This is a genomic window from Pseudomonas rossensis (assembly GCF_039888995.1).
Taxonomy (GTDB): Bacteria; Pseudomonadota; Gammaproteobacteria; order Pseudomonadales; family Pseudomonadaceae; genus Aquipseudomonas; species Aquipseudomonas rossensis.
Genome location: NZ_JBBWCB010000008.1, coordinates 38,187 through 55,653 on the forward strand (window position 1 = coordinate 38,187; position 17,467 = coordinate 55,653).

Genomic DNA, 17,467 nt, shown 5'->3' on the forward strand with positions numbered 1-17,467 from the left:
TACTTCCTCCGATAGATGATGTAACGACACAAAAGGCGGACTCAAGGTCCGCCGTAATTGATTCGAAAAGCCTGGCGCCTCAATGAGTGGTACCGGCATCAGCCGTTGCCAGCGGATAAATCGACTGCCAGCCGCCACCTAGTGATTTATAGAGCCCAACCATGGCCAACGAGACCGTGGTCGAGCTTTCCACCAGTTGTTCCTGATTCGCCAACAAGGCGCTCTGAACCGTCAGCACGTTGAGGAAATCCACCACCCCTTCGACGTACTGGCTTTGCGCAGTTTCCAGCGCAATCCGATTCTGCCGCACCGCTTCGGCCAGTCGGTCACGTCGCAGTTGGCTGGCGTTGTACAAGGTCAGCACATCATCAATTTCATGCCAGGCCCGAAGCACCACCTGTTGGTAATCGAGCGCCGCTTCCTGTTGTTGCGCCTCGCGCAACTTGACCATCCCACGCAAACGTCCACCCTCGAAAATCGGCAGGCTCAACTGTGGGCCGATAGCAAATTGGCGCGAGCCCCAGGACCCGAAATCCGATAGCTGCATCGACTGGAAACCAACGTTGCCGGACAGACGAATGCGCGGATAGAAATCACCCTTGGCCACTCCGATCCCAGCCGTCGCGGCATGCAGACGGGCTTCGGCTTGACGAATATCCGGACGACGCTCGGCCAGCTCCGAAGGCAAGCCAATTGCGAAGTTTTGTGGGGTTTGCGGTACTGGCGCCGGTCGTTCCAATTCGGCCTGCAAGGCTCTTGGTGGCTCGGCCAACAGCAGGCTCAACGCATTGATCAACTGTGCCTGACGCTGTTCGAGCGACGGTAAGCGAGCTTCGACTGCGGCGACCTGCGCAGCGGCTTCAGCCACATCCAGATTGGTCGCGATGCCATCAGCCAAACGCATCTGCGACAGCTTCAGGCTGTGCCGGGAAACATCAAGGTTCTCGCGAGTGACCGCGAGGGTGCTCTGCACGCCGCGCAGCTGAATGTAATCGCCAGCGGTCTCGGCCAGAATCGACAGCAGGACCATGCGCCGGTCGTTCTCAGCCACCTCGACCGATGCATCGGCCGCTTCCACTTCGCGTTTGACCCGGCCCCACAAGTCTAGCTCCCAGGCAGCGGTGAAATCGCCCTCCCAGAGATTGAAGGCAGACTTGCCGCCCTTGCCCGAAGGGTCACTCAGGCCCTTGCTGCTGTTGCGTGCCCGCTCATAGCCGACACCGGCATCAAGGCTCGGATATTGATCGGCGGCGATGGTCTGGCGCGCCGCTCGACTCTGCTGCAGACGAGCACTGGCGATTTTTACATCGAGGCTGCTGGTGACAGCACGGCGAGCCAGGGCAGACAACTGCGTATCGTGAAAGATGTCCCACCAGCGTTCTTCAACCGGCGAAGCCTCTGGGCGACTGACGGCAGCCTGGCCTTGCAGCAAGGGCCACTTTGCGTTATCTGGCCCCTGAGGCTTCTGAAAGTCCGGACCGACGCTGCAAGCCGAGAGCATCAACACGCTCGACAACAATAATGGTTGAACAGGGAAAGTCCGACTCATCGAAGGGTGACCTCTTTACGTGCGTCGTTGCCCTGCGGGTCCTGTGTCTCGATACTGGCTTCCACCGACATGCCCACACGCAGGCGGTTCGCCAACGGTTGATCGGCATCCAGCGCAATCTTCACCGGTATCCGCTGCACGACTTTGGTGAAGTTGCCCGTCGCATTGTCCGGTTTGACCGAAGCAAAGGTCACCCCGGTCGCCGGCGCAATACTTTCGACCCGACCGGTGAGGCTCTCGCCACTAAAGGTGTCGACGCGGATCTTCACTGGCTGCCCTGGCTGCACATGTGTCAACTGGGTTTCCTGGAAGTTGCCAACCACATAGGCCCGCTCCAGAGGAACAATCGCCATGATCTTCGCGCCTGGATTGACATAGGCCCCGACACGCGCAGCACGTTCACCGACTACACCATCCAGCGGTGCCACAAGACGAGTGTAGGACAGATCAAAACGGGCCCGCTCCAAGGATGCCAACGCATGTTTGTGGCCTCCGTCGGCACTGTCGAGCTGGGCCTTGAGGATATCCACCTGTTTGCGCGAAGCGGCCAAGGCAGCGGTCGAATTGGCCAAGCGGGCGCTGGCTTGATCCACCCGGCTGCGGGCCTGCTGAGCATTTTGCACGGTGCCGGCGCCCTGGCCTGCGAGATGGTTGTAGCGCGTCAGTTCGTGCTCCGCGAAAGCTTGCTCAGCCTTGTCGGCAGCCATCATGGCCTGCGCCTGAGCGATCAATGACGACTGGCGTTCCAGCGTAGCTTTCGCGTTTTGAAACTGCGCCTGCGACACCAGTGACTGTGCCTCGGCCGCCTGGAGCGCAGCCTGGTAGTCACGATCATCGATGACCACCAGCAATTGACCGGCCTTCACCGGCTGGTTGTCCTCGACCAGCACCTGACTGATAAAACCCGAAACCTTCGGCGCCACCAACGTGTAATCCGCCGTGATAAACGCATCGTTAGTGGTTTGCAGCGAGCCGGAACCAAACAGGCGCGGCGCTGCCAGGTAGATGACCCCGCCAAGAGCAACCAAGGCAACTGTGTACAAGGCAATTTTCTGATTTTTACTCGTAGTCATAACGACTTTCTCTCTGAATGGAACGCTATGCCACCGCACGAGGTGGATAGATCCGGGAAGGCATCAACGGGATCAACAGAATCAAGGCCAGTGCCAGCAACGCCATGCAGTAGTACAAGTCCGAAGACGTCAGTACGACCGCCTGTTCGTGGATGCGATGGGCAAGCCCTGCAGCGTCGCTGTCTGCCAAAGGCGAGTTGCCCAGGCGATCGACCAGCATGGTTGAGTGGAAATGCAGCCGCGCCGTGGTCAACGCCTCCAGCACGCCGGTAGCAAGGACCGCCGAAAAACCTTTGACGGTGTTGAACCAGGCGGAAGCGAACGGGCCGTCTTGCGGCGCCAGGCCGCCGGTAGCGAGCATCAGCAACGGGATCACCGCCATCGGCTGACCAAACACCTGGAACAGCTGCAAGATGTAGAAGTTGTCACGAATCCACTCGGAAGTGATTTGCGTGCCGCCAGCACAGGCCAGCGCCAGCAATCCAAGACCGATTGCCAGAACCCATCGGCAGTCGACCCGACGGATGTTGCACAAGGCCGCCACCAGCGGTAACGCCAGCAACTGCGGCAAGGCCACCATCAGCAATACCGGCGCAGTTTGTACCGGGCGATAACCCTGCACCTGAGCCAGGTAGCTGGAAGGGATGATGATCACCCCCAGCAATACGATCAGCACCCCGCCGAGGGTTAGCAACGAGTGGGACAGGTTCAGGTTGGTCAGCATCTGCAATTTGAAGAACGGCAGCGGGTGCGACCATTCATTAATAAAGAACAACACCAACAGCACCAGACCGCCGCCAAGCAGCCAGCAGATCAGCGTGGACTCGAACCAGTCCAGACGATTGCCCTGGGACAGACCGATCACCAGCGCACAAATCGCCGGCAAACCGAGCAACAGGCCACGCCAGTCAAACTGTTTGAAACGCTCAAAGCGCATCGGGTCCTGCGGCAAGCCATATGCAACCGCGACCATCGCCAACAAGCAGGGCGGGACGATCTGCCAGAACGCCCATTGCCAACCGACGTATTCGGTCCACAACGCGGCCAGCGGAGTCCCCAGGCTCGGGCCGAAGGTGGCAGTCAACGCATAACTTGCCAGCCCGTAAAGCTTGACGCCGGGCGGGAGGAAACGCAGCGCGACGGTCATCAGCATCGGCGGCAGACTGCCCCCGGCCAGCCCCTGCAAAGTTCGTAACACCATCAGGCTTTCGAGGTTCGGAGCGAACGGGCAGAGAATCCCAAGCACGGTAAACGCACCGATGGCGCTGAGAGTGAAGCGACGCAGGGAGAAGGTGACCGAACACCAGGGCGCAAACGCCATGGCCGATACTGAGGTGGCAGCGTAAGTGGCGATCAACCAGGTACCTTCATCCGCACCGATATACAGCGCGCCACGAATGTCAGGCATGGCCACTTTAGTGACCATCTCGTTGAGACCGGCCACTAATACGGCAATCAGCACCCCGATCAGCCCGATCACAATACGCAGGCCAAACACTGGCGCAGCGGCCGGTGCGGGTTTCGTCACCTCCAGCATCGGGGCCATAACAGCAGGGGCTGCGAGCGAACTCACGGGTTCACCCGTCGGCCAGCGCCCCGAAAGATAGAAAACAACACAAGGCACATTGCGTCATGACTCCAGGTAAAGGGTTACCTGGATAGTTTATGAAGACGCAATAGTTCCGAAAACTGACATATGGGAAGCTTTAAGCTGCACCCAACGCACGTATCAATCCACAGGCCGCGATAAGCCGGGGTCGTGCTCGGCCCGAAGGGGCTTGCGGCGATCCTGGAAGCGCAAGCTGCTTCAAACCCGTGGCGAGGAGTACTTGGCACAGCTCTCTTTCAACGTCTGACGCAGCCAGCGATGGGCCGAGTCGTTATCAAAGCGTGGATGCCAGGCCTGCATGACCACCACCGTCTCCAGCGCCATAGGGATACGGAACGAACGCAACGGCAAGCCCAGCCGCGAGACGCTCCACAACACATGCTCCGGCAGCGGCAGCAACAGGTCGGAATCGGGCAAGGCGAACATCGCCGAGTGAAAGCTAGGAGTGATCAACGCGACACGCCGCTGCAAGCCCATCCCGGCCAAAGCGGTATCGATCGGCCCGGTTGCACGACCGCGTCGCGACACGCTGACCTGCGCATAGGAGGCGAAACGTTTTGGCGTGATTTCTTCCTGAAAGATTGGGTGATCCACCCGGGCCAGGCCGACAAAGGTCGTGGTGAACAGGCTCTGAACTTTGATTTCCGGCCCAAGATTTCGCGTCGCACTGATATAAAGATCGATCCGCCCTTCGCGCAACGCGTCATCCTCGCCCTCGCCTTCCGGCACGAAGCGCAGCACGGTACGTGGGGCCTTTTTGCGCATGATTTCCAGCAGCTGCGCACCAAAGGCCGCGACAAATACGTCATTCGCCCGCAAGTTGTAGCAGCGTTCCAGCGTCGTCAGATCGACCTCGTCACCCGAAAGGAACACCTGCGCCGCTTGTTCGACCAGGCTGCGCACCTGAGCCCGTAATGCCAGCGCCTTGGGTGTCGGCACCAGACCACGCCCGGCGCGCACCAGAATCGGGTCACCCACTGCGCTACGTATCCGGGTCAAGGTCCGGCTCATCGCCGCGGGGCTCAAGCTCATGCGCCGGGCGGCACCGACCACACTGCCCTCGTCCAGCAGCGCATCCAGGGCCACCAGCAGATTCATATCTGGAAGATGCACAACAAACACTCCTTGTGAAAATCAATTAATCCTGGCGCAATCCTAGCAGTTTCTGACCAAACACCAATGCGCGCGAAGCCTGCGCCGTATGCAACTACAAAATGCACGACGAACCATTTACCTAAACGTACGATTTTCCAAGAATACCTGCTTTCAGTTAACTCCCGGTTGGAACAGCCATGCTTCGCTCCTTACTCGTTGCTATTGATGGTTCGCCCCAGAGCCGATCGGTCCTGGACCTGGCCGCACAGTATTCCAAGCTGGATGCCTCTCGACTCTATGTCCTGCTTTCCGTCGACAGTGCGTACACCCTGCCTTCGGAAAATGGGCACATCAAGCCTGCAGATGAGCAGGAATATCCCGCGGCCAGCAGTGAGCAACATATAGCCAATAACGCCATGCAAGAGGCCCTGGACTATTTACGATCACTCGGGCTTGACGCAGAAGGCGTGGTCATTGACGGAGAGCCGGCCTCTTCGATCGTGTCGCAAGCCGACCGGCTGAAGGTCGACTTAATCATCGTCGGCCACCGCCATCTTTCGCGGATCAACCGTATCTTCGACCCTTCAGTCAGTGCCCGAGTCATCGAAGTCGCCCGCTGCCCGGTGCTGGTCGATGTCCTGAATTTCGCAGGTGATATATGAAACTGGAATACCTTTTATTGGAAAAGCATGGCCATGTGGCGATGATCACCCTTAACCGCCCCGAGGTGCTGAATGCGCTTTCAGCCGGACTGAATGCCGAATTGGCGCGTCTGCTCGATCATCTGGAAACAGATGACGAAACTCACGTAGTGGTGATTACCGGCAATGAAAAGGCCTTCGCCGCCGGTGCCGATATCAAGCTAATGAAGGATTGGAGCTACATGGATGTGTACAAGGCTGACTTCGTCAGCCTTGACTGGGAACGCCTGAGCACCTTTCGCAAGCCGAGCATCGCTGCGGTTGCTGGCTATGCGCTGGGCGGAGGCTGCGAGCTGGCGATGATGTGCGATTTCATTATCGCAGCGGAAAATGCCCGCTTCGGCCAGCCAGAGATCACCCTCGGTACCATCCCCGGCGCCGGTGGCAGCCAACGACTGGCAAGGTTTGTCGGCAAATCCAAGGCCATGGACATGGTTCTGACCGGGCGCACCATGGATGCCGTCGAAGCCGAACGCTGCGGTCTGGTTAGCCGTTTAGTGCCGACTGCCTCGCTGCTCGACGAGGCACTGAAGATAGCCTCACGCATCGCTGGCTTCTCATCCCCGGTAACACTACTGGCCAAGGAAGCGGTAAACCGCGCCTTCGAAACCAGCCTGGCAGAGGGCGTACGCTTTGAACGCCGGCTGTTCCATTCGACCTTTGCTATCGAAGATCAGAAAGAAGGCATGAACGCGTTCAGTGAAAAACGCCCACCGCAGTTCAAACATCGCTAAGCAGGCAAGCGGGAATCGGGATTCAGCCAGGCTCGAAAGCCTGGCTGAAAAGCATCACTCAGGAATACGCAATACCTGGCCGGTATAGATCTTGTCCGGGTGCGACAGCAGCGGTTTGTTGGCTTCGAAGATTTTCTGATACTTGTTGGCGTCTTTGTACTCAGCCTTGGCAATCGCGCTGAGGGTGTCGCCTTTTTTCACGGTGACGAAACGCGCCGCCTGAGCGACCGGGCCGGTCACGGTGATCTGGTCGTCAACGCTGCCGATACCGGCAATGTTGCCCACGGCCAGCAGAATTTTCTCTTTTTCTTCCTGGCTGGCGACTTCACCGGTCACCGTGACCGTATCGCCATTCACTGTTGCCTGAACATTCGGGTTGCCCAGGCCGACCTTGGCGATGTGCTCCTTCAACTGCTCGCTCGCATTGGCATTACCCGGCGTTAACAGGTCAATAAGCTTTTCGCCCGCTTCTTTCACAAAGCTAAAAATACTCATGATGCACTCTCCTTGGGTTTATGAGGTCCAGACGCGAAAGACTAGACCAACGGCAAAGAACGAGGTTGCGATCCGACCAATGACTCAAGTGCTCTGCAAGCGCGTTAGAATCTCGAGCCTGACCGCGCCCTGGAGCGAAGATGGACATCAAGCAACTGAAATTCCTCATCGCCCTCGACGAAACCCGGCATTTCGGCCAGGCCGCTGCGCGTTGTCACATCACCCAGCCGACCCTGTCCATGCGCCTGCGCAGCCTCGAAGAAGAACTCGAGTTGCCGCTGGTCAATCGCGGGCAGCGCTTCGAAGGATTCACCGCACCGGGTGAACGGGTGCTGGCGTGGGCGCGCACCGTGCTGGCGGCCTACGACGGTTTGCAGGCCGAAGCGGCTGCCTGTCGCGGCAATCTGGTCGGTACGTTGCGTCTGGGCGTGGTGCCGCTGTCGAGCTTCGATCCGCTGCCGCTGATGCAACGTTTGCACGCCGAGCACCCGAACCTGCGCTTCGAACTCTCGGCCCTGAGTTCTGAACAGATCCTCGAACAACTGGCGAACAATCGCCTGGATCTTGGCGTGTCGTACCTGGAGCGACTGGACGGCGAACGCTTCGATTCCCTCGCGTTCAGCGAAACCCGCATGGGCCTGCTCTACGATCAGCGCTTCTTCAGTTTCGGTGAGGCGCCGCTGAGTTGGGAGTCCCTGATCGAACTGCCGCTGGGCATGCTCACCAGCGGCATGCATTTTCGGCAGTCCATCGACCACAACTTCCACAGTCGCGGCCTCGCCCCGCAGCCGTTGCTGCAAACCGATGCCGTCCACCAATTGTTACAAGCGGTGCACGGCGGATTCTGCTGCGCCGTGATGCCGCTGGACGGAGGCCTGGAAAAACTCACCGATCATTTGCGCCTGCAACCCATCGAAAATGCTCAAACCCTCGCCCGGCTGGGGCTGATCATGCGTCGCAGCGCCCCGCGTTCGGCACTCGCGGAAGCCTGTTTCGCGATTCTTCAGCAATCGCTGCCAAGCTCTTGATCGACGCCATCTATCGGTAGATCAGTATTAGCGATTAGACGCGACAAGTTGACGCGCCTAGGCTTAAAGCAGCCTAAACCGTCGGTGATGCCTCATGAACGCCAAGCACCCTGTCTGCGCGGCGCCAGCCCTCGAAACGCCAGCGCCCACCGCAAGCCAGACGTACAGTTACTGCGACCTTCAAGACACCGAATCAGCCAGCACCGCGCTGGCCGAAGAAGTCGCGTTGGCGATCGCTTATAACGGCATCAGTCAGGCGGTCATGTTGGTGACGCCGACCGATCTTGAAGACTTCATCGTCGGCTTCAGCCTCGGCAGCGGCATCATCGAAGACGCCTGCGATATCTATGACCTGCAACTCAGCGGCTCGGGTTCAGCGCAATACGCGCAAGTGACCATCGCCAACCGCGCCTTCTGGAACCTCAAGCAACAGCGTCGGCAAATGGCTGGCACCAGCGGTTGCGGACTCTGCGGTGTGGAAGCGGTGGAGCAGGCCTTGCCAGACCTCAAGATCCTGCCCGGCGCACCCTTGCCGCCCGCCGAATGGCTCGATGGTTTGCGTCAGCGCATCGGTGCGTTCCAGCCTCTTGGCCAGTACTCCGGCGCGGTGCACGCCGCCGTGTTTATGAACAGTCAGGGCCAATTGCTGCTGGGCCGCGAAGACATCGGCCGACACAACGCCCTGGACAAACTGATTGGCGGACTGATCCGTCAGAAGATCCCGACCACCCGCGGGCTGGCGATTGTCACCAGCCGTTGCAGTCTCGAATTGATCCAGAAAGTGTTGCGCGCAGGTATCCAGACCCTGGTCAGCCTGTCCTCGCCCACGGGCCTTGCCGTGCAATGGGCCCGACGCCACAACCTCAATCTCATCCACCTGCCGCAGAAAAGTGCGCCGCGGGTCTACAGCCCTGCGACGGAGAACCAAGCGTGAGTCAACATCGTCAAGCCGACCAGAAACCCGTCCCCCGCTACAAGCCCTACAAAGGCCCAGCCGGTGGCTGGGGCGCGCTGGCCAGCGTTGCCCGGGCCTGGTTGACCAGCGACAACGCGCTGAAAAACCTGCGCATGATGCTCAAGACCAACAAGAACGGCGGGTTCGACTGCCCCGGTTGCGCCTGGGGCGACTCCAACGAAGCCGGCATGGTGGCGTTCTGCGAGAACGGCGCCAAAGCGGTGAACTGGGAAGCGACCAAACGCCGTGTCGACGGTGCGTTCTTTGCCAAACACAGCGTCAGCTCGTTGCTGGAACAAAGTGACTATTGGCTGGAATATCAGGGGCGTCTGACCGAGCCACTGCGCTACGACGCCGAGACCGATCGCTACAAACCCATCAGCTGGGAAGCGGCCTTCGCGCTGATCGGCAAACACCTGCAAGGGCTGTCGAGCCCGGATCAGGCCGAGTTCTACACCTCGGGCCGCGCCAGCAACGAAGCGGCGTACCTGTATCAATTGTTCGTGCGTGCCTACGGCACCAATAACTTCCCCGATTGCTCGAACATGTGCCACGAGGCCAGCGGTGTGGCCATGTCGCAAAGTGTCGGCGTCGGCAAAGGCACCGTCACCTTCGACGACTTCGAACACGCCGACGCGATTTTTGTCTGGGGTCAGAACCCTGGCACCAACCACCCACGGATGCTCGAACCATTGCGCGAAGCGGTGAAACGCGGCGCTCAGGTGGTATGCATCAACCCTTTGAAGGAGCGCGGCCTGGAACGCTTCCAGCACCCGCAACACCCGATCGAAATGCTCACCAACGGCGACAAGCCGACCAACACCGCGTACTTCCGTCCGGCATTGGGCGGCGACATGGCGATCATGCGCGGCATGGCCAAGTTCCTGCTGCAGTGGGAGCGTGACGCACAGAAGGCGGGTGAGCCGGCCGTATTCGACCACGACTTCCTCAATGAACACAGTGTCAACGTGCTGGAATACCTGGGCATCGTCGACGACACCTCGTGGGAGCAGATCGTCGAACAATCCGGACTGACGCTGGTTGAAATCGAGCAAGCGGCGCGGATGTACGCCAAAGGCAAGAACGTGATCATGTGCTGGGCGATGGGCATCACACAGCATCGCCATTCGGTGGCGACCATCCAGGAAATCGCCAACCTGATGTTGCTGCGCGGCAACATCGGCCGGCCCGGCGCCGGTCTGTGCCCGGTGCGCGGCCACAGTAACGTGCAGGGCGACCGGACCATGGGCATCAACGAGCGTCCGCCGGTGGCGTTCCTCGATTCCCTGGAGCGTCGCTTCAAGTTCAAGGTGCCGCGTGAAAACGGTCACAACGTGGTCGAGGCGATCCATGCCATGGCCGACGGCCGCGCGAAAGTCTTTATCGGGCTGGGCGGCAACTTCGCCCAAGCCACCCCGGACAGCTCACGGACCTTCCAGGCCCTGAGCAACTGCGACCTGACCGTACAAATCAGTACCAAGCTCAACCGCAGCCATTTGGCACACGGTAAAGAGGCGCTGATCCTGCCGTGCCTGGGCCGCACCGACATCGACATCCAGACCGAAGGTCCGCAAGCGGTGACCGTCGAAGACTCGTTCAGCATGGTTCACGCCTCCAACGGCCAGTTGCAGCCGCTGTCGAACCAGATGCGCTCTGAGCCGTCGATCATTGCCGGCATCGCCGCCGCGACCCTGGGCAGCAAACCGGTGGACTGGAACTGGCTGGTGGCCGATTACCGGCGCATCCGCGACCTGATCGCCGACACCATTGCGGGTTTCAAGGACTTCAACGAGAAGATCCAGAACCCGGGCGGGTTCTACCTCGGCAACAGCGCCGGTGCTCGCCGCTGGAATACCGCGTCGGGGCGCGCCAATTTCCGTCCGAACATCCTGCCTAAAGATCTGGTGCACGAACGCACTCGCGCCACCGGCGTATTGCCGGACCTGATCATGCAGTCGATGCGCTCTCACGATCAGTACAACACCACGATTTATGGGCTTGATGACCGCTATCGCGGCGTGAAAGGTCAGCGTGATGTGTTGTTCGTCAACGAAGCCGACATCATTCGCCTGGGGTTCAAGCCAGGGCAGAAGGCTGACATCGTTTCGATCTGGGATGATGGCCGTGAGCGTCGGGTGAAGGGCTTTACGCTGCTGGCGTTTGATATCCCTGCCGGACAAGCGGCGGCTTACTATCCGGAAGTGAATCCGCTGGTGCCGCTGGAAAGCATCGGGGATGGCAGCCATACGCCGACATCGAAGTTTGTGGCGATCCGGTTGGAAGCGGCGAGTGCGACTGGGTTGATTATGGCCAAGTCGGCTTAACGTAGTGACAAGACTGGCCCCGTCGCGAGCAAGCTCGCTCCCACAGTGGATCCTGATTGAACACAAATACTATGCCCACTGAAGATCTAATGTGGGAGCGAGCTTGCTCGCGATAGCGGTGGAGCATTCAACGAATTTCCGAATTGACTGCTTTTCCTTTCGCCCACAAAAAAGGCCGTTTTGCATGAAAACGGCCTATCCGAAGTAGCTAAAGACCGGCGAAAAACACTTAAGTTCCGGCTAAAAAACAGTAACTTATAGAAATGTGCTCAAGTCGTGTTACTCGTCGGATTTCGATTGTCACGACCATGACACAGCCTCAGGATCGCGCCGTCATCCCCTTGAGGTTCCTCTAATGAAGTTCTCCTCGATTCTCTTGTTGTCCCTTGGCCTGGTCAGTGGCTTCGCTTCTGCCGGCGGCACCACCGAAGCAGGTGTGGGCGGCGCATTGGGCGGGGTTCTGGGCTCGGTCGTCGGTCAGTCACTAGGCGGCAGTACAGGTTCCACCATTGGCGCGGCCCTCGGCGGCGCGGGTGGTAGTGCTGTTGGCGCAGACAAACGCAGCCGTGGCGAAGCAGCCATTGGCGGTGCGTTGGGCGCAGCAGGCGGTAACGTGGTCGGTCGCAGCATGGGCGGCACCACCGGCAGCCTGATCGGCTCCGCAGCAGGCGGCGGCGCCGGTGGCGCGCTGGGTAACTACATGGGCAACAAGAGCGATGACGACGATGATCGTCGCTCCTATCGTCGTGGTTATGATGATGATCGTCGCTACTACCGTGACGGCCATCCGGGTCGGGGCCATGCCTATGGGCATCGCAAGCACAAACATCGCTATCGCGACTGAGGTTGAATCACCTCGTTTACCGGTAGATCAAAAAAATCGCAGCCCAAGGGCTGCGATTTTTTTTGCCCGTCAAACCACCAACCGCTGCAGCGCCCCGCGCAACCCGGCAGGAATCGCCACCGGCTGATTAGAGGCCCGATCCACAAACACATGCACAAAGCGCCCTGCTGCGCAGGCTTCGTCTTCCCCGGCCTTGAACACCGCCAGCTCGTATTGCACCGAACTGTTGCCCAGCTTGCCCACCCGCAAACCGATTTCGATCCGGTCAGGGAAGGCAATGGAAGCGAAGTAATCGCAGGCCGAACTCACCACAAAGCCCACCACTTCGCCATCATGGATATCCAGATCGCCGACTTCGATCAGGTAGGTGTTCACTGCCGTGTCGAAGAAGCTGTAGTAGGTGACGTTGTTGACGTGACCATAGGCGTCGTTGTCGTGCCAGCGGGTGGTGATGGGTTGGAAGTGCGGGTAGTCGGTGCGTTGATTCATGCGCAGTTCTCGTATTGAAGTGGATGAAGTTTACCGATCCGCAAACCCTTTACCCATCGCCTCCAACTCGCCAATCAAGCGCGCCGGCTTCCAGTGATCACCTTGGCGTGTCTCAAGCGCCATCAACCGCTGGTGAATATCCGCCAACCCTTGCTGATCCGCCCATGCCATCGGCCCCTCCTTGTCCGCCGGGAAACCATAACCATTGAGGTAGACCAGATCGATGTCGTGCGCCGACCCGGCAATGCCTTCCTGAAGGATCTTCGCCCCTTCGTTGACCAGCGCCAGCAGGCAGCGCTCCAGAATCTCCTCGGCGCTGATCTCGCGACGCTGGAAGCCCAACCCTTCGCTGACCTGCAACACCAGCGCATCGACTTCCGGATCGTGCTCAGCCTGTCGACTGCCCGGTTCGTAGTGGTAATAGCCGTTGCCACTCTTCTGGCCAAAACGCCCCAGTTCGCACAGACGGTTATCCACCTGAACCTCTGGTGCGTCCTGGCCTTTGCCCGCCAGCTCCCGAGCACGCCATCCCAAGTCGACACCGACCACGTCGTACATGCGGAATGGCCCCATGGCAAAACCGAAACCTTGCAGCGCCGCATCCACCTGATAGGGATAGGCGCCCTCCAGCAGCATCTTGCGCGCTTCAAGCACATAGGTATTGAGCATGCGATTACCGATGAAACCTTCGCAGTTGCCCGCCACCACGCTGACCTTGCCCATGCGCTTGCCAAGCTCCAGCGCCGCTTCGAGCAGCGCCGGCGAAGTCTGCGCACCGCGGACGATTTCCAGCAACTTCATGATGTGCGCCGGGCTGAAGAAATGCAGGCCCAGGACTTGTGTCGGACGGCGAGTCGCCGCGGCAATGGCGTCAATGTCCAACGCCGACGTGTTGCTGGCCAGAATGGCTTCGGGTTTGAGCAGGCCATCCAGTTCGCGGAAGATCTTTTGCTTGAGCTCCAGGTTTTCGTAAACCGCCTCGATCACCAGATCGACATCACGGATCGCCGCATAATCAGCAGCCGCCGTGACCCGTGCTATGCGAGCGTCCGCTTCGGCCTGATCGATCCGTCCCTGACGCACGTTGTGGGCGTAGGTGTCCGCCACGGTAGCCAGCGCCTGCTCAAGCATCTGTGGATTGTTATCGACCCACTGCACCGGGACGCCGGCGTTGGCCAGGCACATGACAATGCCACGGCCCATGGTGCCTGCGCCAATGACGGCGGCGCGCTGAATAGTGAACGGTGTCTGGCTCATAGTTGTTCTCTTGTTGGCGATCCAAAGACAGCCTTCACCATAGTCAGCCACCGCGCATTTTTGAAATTTATTCCTGTGATGAGCAACATTCAGCGGATGGATCTACGCCGGCAAATGCGCCTCGGCCCACGTCCGGACTTCGGAATACGGATAATCCTCCAGCGCCGCAAACCCGGGAATCGACCGTGCCTTGAGCTTGGTGAACAGCGGCACGCCGATGCCGCATAAAAACCGCGTAACGCGTTCCGCCGACGGAGTGTTGCCGGTGTGCTGCTCATGCCTGTGGATAAAATCACCGCACAACGCCTCGAAGTTTTTATCCACAAGCGCCGGTAATTCCGGTGGCGTCGGCAACCGCGCCACGTCCCCGTGACACACCGAACAATGCCCGCACTGCTGCGGCGCATTTTCATCGCCGAAGTACTCGGCCAGGCGATAACCCAGGCAATGGTCCGTGGCGAACAGATCCAGCATGGCGTGAATCCGCGCGATCTCGGTACGCTCATGCCGAGTGAAGTAAGCGTGTAACTCGGTGCTCAAGGCCTGACTGTCGAAGTCCGTTTGCAGCAGGCTGTAGACCTCTGTCATCTGCTTGCTTTCGAGCTCGACCCAGCCCTTTTCCTGGAAATAATCCAGTGCCTTCACCACCCGATTACGCTCGGCCTGATGCTGTTCATACAGCGCATCGAAATTCACTGTGGCCCAGGTCCGTGCGCGGCTCGAGGTCTGGATGATCGCTGCGACGAAGTCTTTGCGCTCACCCTCGAAGCGGGCCAGCAAGGCCTCGGGTTCCTGCAAGTATTTGAAGCGGTATTCGGCGTAATAGGCGTAACGCGGGGCGATGATCCCGCGCAGTTCCAACTGCACCAGCAAGGTCTTGAGGGGCAATTGGCGGATGTTGCTTTGGTCCGCTAGCGGCCCCAACAGAAACTCCCACTGCCCCTCGGGTGCGGCGGCTTGCAACTCGTCGAGCACATAGCGGATGCCATCCAGCTCAGGCGTATCGCCGTAGACGAAGTTTTCCAGCACGTTGAGGCTGTCGCGGTTGGCCAATACCAGGCAGTCGGACGGCTGCCCGTCACGCCCGGCGCGGCCGATTTCCTGGCTGTAGTTTTCGATGGATTTGGGCAGGTCGAAATGCACCACGTTGCGGATGTCGCTCTTGTCGATGCCCATGCCGAACGCGATGGTGGCAACGATGCAATTGGACTGCCCACCCATGAACCGGCGCTGAATTGCTTCGCGTTGTTCGTGGGGCAGACCGGCGTGATAGGCCTCCGCCTGAATGCCGTTGCGGGACAGATGTTCGGCAATGTGCTCGGCGGTTTTCTGCAGGGTGACGTAGACAATGCTCGGCTGGTCGGGACGCAGGCTCATCCATTCGACAAGGCGTCGGCGTTTGTCCTGACCGCGCACCGGTTCCACTAGCAGATTGAGGTTCGGCCGATAGAAACCGGTGGTTACTACGTCTTCGGGGGCAATGGCGAACTTGGCCTCCATGTCGGCGATCACCTTGGGTGTCGCGGTGGCGGTCAGCAGCAGCGCCTGAGGGATGTTGAACTGGCGCTGATAGTCGGGGAGCTTGAGGTAGTCAGGGCGAAAATTGTGGCCCCATTCCGAAATGCAGTGCGCCTCGTCCACCACCAGCAACGAGATTGGCACCTGCTGCAAGAAATTGCGGAAACGCTCGTTCTTCAGGCGCTCCACGGAGATCATCAAAATCTTCAGCTCGCCAGACTTGGCCCGAGCCATCACGTCGCTGGCGTCATCGCGGCTCTGGGCCGAATCGATACTGCCCGCCGCAATGCCATGGCGCTGCAGGAACGCCAGTTGATCCTGCATCAACGCCAGCAGCGGCGAGACCACCAATGTCAGGTGCGGCAGCAGCAAGGCTGGCAATTGATAACAAAGGGACTTGCCCGAGCCGGTGGGGAAAATCGCCGCCGCCGAACGCCCGGCCAACACCGCACTGACCGCCGCTTCCTGGCCGGGTCGAAACTGTGGATAACCGAAAACCTGTTCCAGGGTGTTGTGCATAAGCTGTCACTCCGTTGACCGCTGCGAAGCCCAAAGCCTAGCCGGCAAACGCAGCGAGTCGAGAAAAGGTCGGGGACCAAAACGATACGGGATGATACAGCTTCGAACGATCGTCAGCAGACGATGAGGCTACGGCATCAACACCGCCACTCGCAGCTGCTCATTAAGCGCCTGCTCGTGAAACACTTGGCTCTTGCTTGCCCAAATGGCATGGGCGGGGCTGATTTCGCCGGTGAACGCTGCCGCCAACTGACGCAAATCAGCGACGCTTCGCACGCGGGGGCAGAAGGGTTCGCTGTCGCAGTTCTGACTGGCGCTGCGATAGGTGATCAGCAAGCGGTCCCACAAGTCATCACGCACCTGCCTGACCGACTTGAGCTTCACATCCCGCACGCCCAGTCGTTGTTTCAGGCTCTGTTCGTCCAGCGCTTCGCTGGCCAGCAATGCCTTGCCGAACATCAGCACTTCAGCACGGAAAGCAGTGTCCATGCTCGCCTGACTGGTCAGCGAATCCGGCCAACCGGTGCGGTCCATATTGGCCAGGACCATCGAGTGACCGGCGTCAGCAGCATTTGCTGCGCGACAAATCCCGGCCCACAGCAACAAAATCGAGGCCATACGTAGCCATTGCATACTTAATTCCCTTTAAGCGTTGGGCGGACGTTTCGAAACGTCCTACTGATTCTGGCGCGCACCATACAGAGGTTTGATGCGTTGCGCCTGACAAACCCGTAGGAAATTTGCCGTCTAAGGGATTAGGCGTAAAAAACCTCGGAAAACGCGTAGGTTCGGTCCGAAAAGGCAGGCAAAACCCCTACAAAACCTGTCCATTGCGGCCGTATTGCCGCGCTGCGTCGCCACCTTCATAGTTTGCGGCGCGGCTGAAAACAGGGTGTCGACCTGCCGGCGAGACTGCCCTAATTCCTATAGGACTGACCTAAATGCAAGACCGCTATCGCCCACTCAAAACCAGCTACAGCGAAACGCCCGTCCTCGTCATCGACACCGCGGCCAGCACGGGTGCCGTCCTCGATGCAGCGCACCAACGCCTGCGCGCAGCCAGCGATTTGCTCGAAACGCTTTATTGTCTGTGCTTCAAACAGGCCGACGTTAAAGACATCCCTCATATAGTGAATGCGCTTTATTTACTAACGCAGGATGGTTGCGAACTACTAGAAGTTGCCAAACAAAGAATAGGACATTAGAACTTCGCCACAATTCCAGCAACAACTAACCACTTCATTATCTAAATAAATCAAACTAGTCTGCACGCTCTT

At 59.2% G+C, this 17,467-nt stretch carries 16 protein-coding genes; 7 read left to right on the forward strand and 9 right to left on the reverse strand.

The features are described 5' to 3' along the window. Positions 1-79: 79 nt before the first annotated feature. The 4 genes from WLY71_RS04365 to WLY71_RS04380 form a co-directional block, all read right to left on the reverse strand. Positions 80-1,549 (reverse strand): efflux transporter outer membrane subunit, encoded by a 1,470-nt coding sequence (locus tag WLY71_RS04365; RefSeq protein ID WP_347802638.1) that lies wholly within the window; start codon positions 1,547-1,549, stop codon positions 80-82. Then, positions 1,546-2,622 (reverse strand): HlyD family secretion protein, encoded by a 1,077-nt coding sequence (locus WLY71_RS04370; RefSeq protein ID WP_129439377.1) that lies wholly within the window; start codon positions 2,620-2,622, stop codon positions 1,546-1,548. Before WLY71_RS04370 ends, WLY71_RS04365 begins: the two co-directional genes overlap by 4 nt. Positions 2,623-2,647: 25 nt before the next feature. Beyond that, positions 2,648-4,195 (reverse strand): MFS transporter, encoded by a 1,548-nt coding sequence (locus WLY71_RS04375; protein ID WP_425589909.1) that lies wholly within the window; start codon positions 4,193-4,195, stop codon positions 2,648-2,650. Between the two features lie 234 nt (positions 4,196-4,429). Then, complete coding sequence (locus tag WLY71_RS04380; RefSeq protein ID WP_129439381.1) at positions 4,430-5,344, reverse strand: LysR family transcriptional regulator; 915 nt, start codon at positions 5,342-5,344, stop codon at positions 4,430-4,432. Between the two features lie 179 nt (positions 5,345-5,523). On the opposite strand from WLY71_RS04380, the gene WLY71_RS04385 reads away from it, so the two are divergent. Further along, positions 5,524-5,988, forward strand: a complete 465-nt coding sequence (locus WLY71_RS04385; protein ID WP_129439383.1) for a universal stress protein — start codon at positions 5,524-5,526, stop codon at positions 5,986-5,988. Further along, the gene (locus WLY71_RS04390; protein WP_129439385.1) at positions 5,985-6,761 is read left to right on the forward strand and encodes an enoyl-CoA hydratase; all 777 of its coding nucleotides are present in this window, start codon (positions 5,985-5,987) and stop codon (positions 6,759-6,761) included. Before WLY71_RS04385 ends, WLY71_RS04390 begins: the two co-directional genes overlap by 4 nt. A 54-nt stretch (positions 6,762-6,815) precedes the next feature. Here WLY71_RS04390 and lysM read toward each other — a convergent pair whose 3' ends face one another. Next, positions 6,816-7,256 (reverse strand): peptidoglycan-binding protein LysM, encoded by a 441-nt coding sequence (lysM, locus tag WLY71_RS04395; protein WP_129439386.1) that lies wholly within the window; start codon positions 7,254-7,256, stop codon positions 6,816-6,818. Between the two features lie 140 nt (positions 7,257-7,396). Here lysM and WLY71_RS04400 point away from each other — a divergent pair, with 140 nt between their 5' ends. The 4 genes from WLY71_RS04400 to WLY71_RS04415 all read left to right on the forward strand — a co-directional run bounded on the left by WLY71_RS04400 (position 7,397) and on the right by WLY71_RS04415 (position 12,407). Further along, positions 7,397-8,284 (forward strand): LysR family transcriptional regulator, encoded by an 888-nt coding sequence (locus WLY71_RS04400; RefSeq protein WP_347802639.1) that lies wholly within the window; start codon positions 7,397-7,399, stop codon positions 8,282-8,284. A 94-nt stretch (positions 8,285-8,378) separates the two neighbouring features. Next, positions 8,379-9,218 carry a formate dehydrogenase accessory sulfurtransferase FdhD gene (fdhD, locus tag WLY71_RS04405; RefSeq protein WP_347802640.1) on the forward strand — a complete coding sequence of 280 codons (840 nt, stop codon included), beginning with the start codon at positions 8,379-8,381 and terminating at the stop codon, positions 9,216-9,218. After that, entirely contained in the window at positions 9,215-11,563 is a 2,349-nt protein-coding gene (locus WLY71_RS04410; protein WP_347802641.1) for an FdhF/YdeP family oxidoreductase, read from the forward strand. Before fdhD ends, WLY71_RS04410 begins: the two co-directional genes overlap by 4 nt. A 355-nt stretch (positions 11,564-11,918) precedes the next feature. Continuing rightward, positions 11,919-12,407: a glycine zipper domain-containing protein gene (locus WLY71_RS04415; RefSeq protein WP_347802642.1), complete on the forward strand. Its 489-nt coding sequence runs from the start codon at positions 11,919-11,921 to the stop codon at positions 12,405-12,407. A 69-nt stretch (positions 12,408-12,476) separates the two neighbouring features. On the opposite strand, the gene WLY71_RS04420 is transcribed toward WLY71_RS04415, so the two are convergent. The 4 genes from WLY71_RS04420 to WLY71_RS04435 form a co-directional block, all read right to left on the reverse strand. Then, the gene (locus tag WLY71_RS04420; RefSeq protein WP_347802643.1) at positions 12,477-12,896 is read right to left on the reverse strand and encodes an acyl-CoA thioesterase; all 420 of its coding nucleotides are present in this window, start codon (positions 12,894-12,896) and stop codon (positions 12,477-12,479) included. A gap of 30 nt (positions 12,897-12,926) precedes the next feature. Beyond that, positions 12,927-14,153 (reverse strand): 3-hydroxyacyl-CoA dehydrogenase, encoded by a 1,227-nt coding sequence (locus WLY71_RS04425; RefSeq protein ID WP_347802644.1) that lies wholly within the window; start codon positions 14,151-14,153, stop codon positions 12,927-12,929. 102 nt (positions 14,154-14,255) lie between these two features. Further along, positions 14,256-16,190, reverse strand: coding sequence for a RecQ family ATP-dependent DNA helicase (locus WLY71_RS04430; protein ID WP_347802645.1), 1,935 nt, complete (start codon positions 16,188-16,190; stop codon positions 14,256-14,258). 129 nt (positions 16,191-16,319) lie between these two features. Then, entirely contained in the window at positions 16,320-16,823 is a 504-nt protein-coding gene (locus tag WLY71_RS04435) for a polysaccharide deacetylase (protein WP_347802646.1), read from the reverse strand. A gap of 308 nt (positions 16,824-17,131) precedes the next feature. Between WLY71_RS04435 and WLY71_RS04440 the strand changes: the two genes are divergently transcribed. Then, a complete protein-coding gene (locus tag WLY71_RS04440; protein WP_347802647.1) occupies positions 17,132-17,395 on the forward strand; it encodes a hypothetical protein in 264 nt (87 codons plus the stop codon). The last annotated feature ends 72 nt before the right edge of the window (positions 17,396-17,467 follow it).

What these genes read in the sequence shown, in the direction of transcription:
- WLY71_RS04430 (WP_347802645.1), bottom strand. Translation starts at nt 16,190, where the DNA reads ATGCACAACACCCTGGAACAGGTTTTCGGTTATCCACAGTTTCGACCC.
- WLY71_RS04365 (WP_347802638.1), bottom strand. Translation starts at nt 1,549, where the DNA reads ATGAGTCGGACTTTCCCTGTTCAACCATTATTGTTGTCGAGCGTGTTG.
- lysM (WP_129439386.1), bottom strand. Translation starts at nt 7,256, where the DNA reads ATGAGTATTTTTAGCTTTGTGAAAGAAGCGGGCGAAAAGCTTATTGAC.
- WLY71_RS04425 (WP_347802644.1), bottom strand. Translation starts at nt 14,153, where the DNA reads ATGAGCCAGACACCGTTCACTATTCAGCGCGCCGCCGTCATTGGCGCA.
- WLY71_RS04420 (WP_347802643.1), bottom strand. Translation starts at nt 12,896, where the DNA reads ATGAATCAACGCACCGACTACCCGCACTTCCAACCCATCACCACCCGC.
- WLY71_RS04370 (WP_129439377.1), bottom strand. Translation starts at nt 2,622, where the DNA reads ATGACTACGAGTAAAAATCAGAAAATTGCCTTGTACACAGTTGCCTTG.
- WLY71_RS04435 (WP_347802646.1), bottom strand. Translation starts at nt 16,823, where the DNA reads ATGCAATGGCTACGTATGGCCTCGATTTTGTTGCTGTGGGCCGGGATT.
- WLY71_RS04390 (WP_129439385.1), top strand. Translation starts at nt 5,985, where the DNA reads ATGAAACTGGAATACCTTTTATTGGAAAAGCATGGCCATGTGGCGATG.
- WLY71_RS04440 (WP_347802647.1), top strand. Translation starts at nt 17,132, where the DNA reads ATGCAAGACCGCTATCGCCCACTCAAAACCAGCTACAGCGAAACGCCC.
- WLY71_RS04415 (WP_347802642.1), top strand. Translation starts at nt 11,919, where the DNA reads ATGAAGTTCTCCTCGATTCTCTTGTTGTCCCTTGGCCTGGTCAGTGGC.
- fdhD (WP_347802640.1), top strand. Translation starts at nt 8,379, where the DNA reads ATGAACGCCAAGCACCCTGTCTGCGCGGCGCCAGCCCTCGAAACGCCA.
- WLY71_RS04385 (WP_129439383.1), top strand. Translation starts at nt 5,524, where the DNA reads ATGCTTCGCTCCTTACTCGTTGCTATTGATGGTTCGCCCCAGAGCCGA.
- WLY71_RS04400 (WP_347802639.1), top strand. Translation starts at nt 7,397, where the DNA reads ATGGACATCAAGCAACTGAAATTCCTCATCGCCCTCGACGAAACCCGG.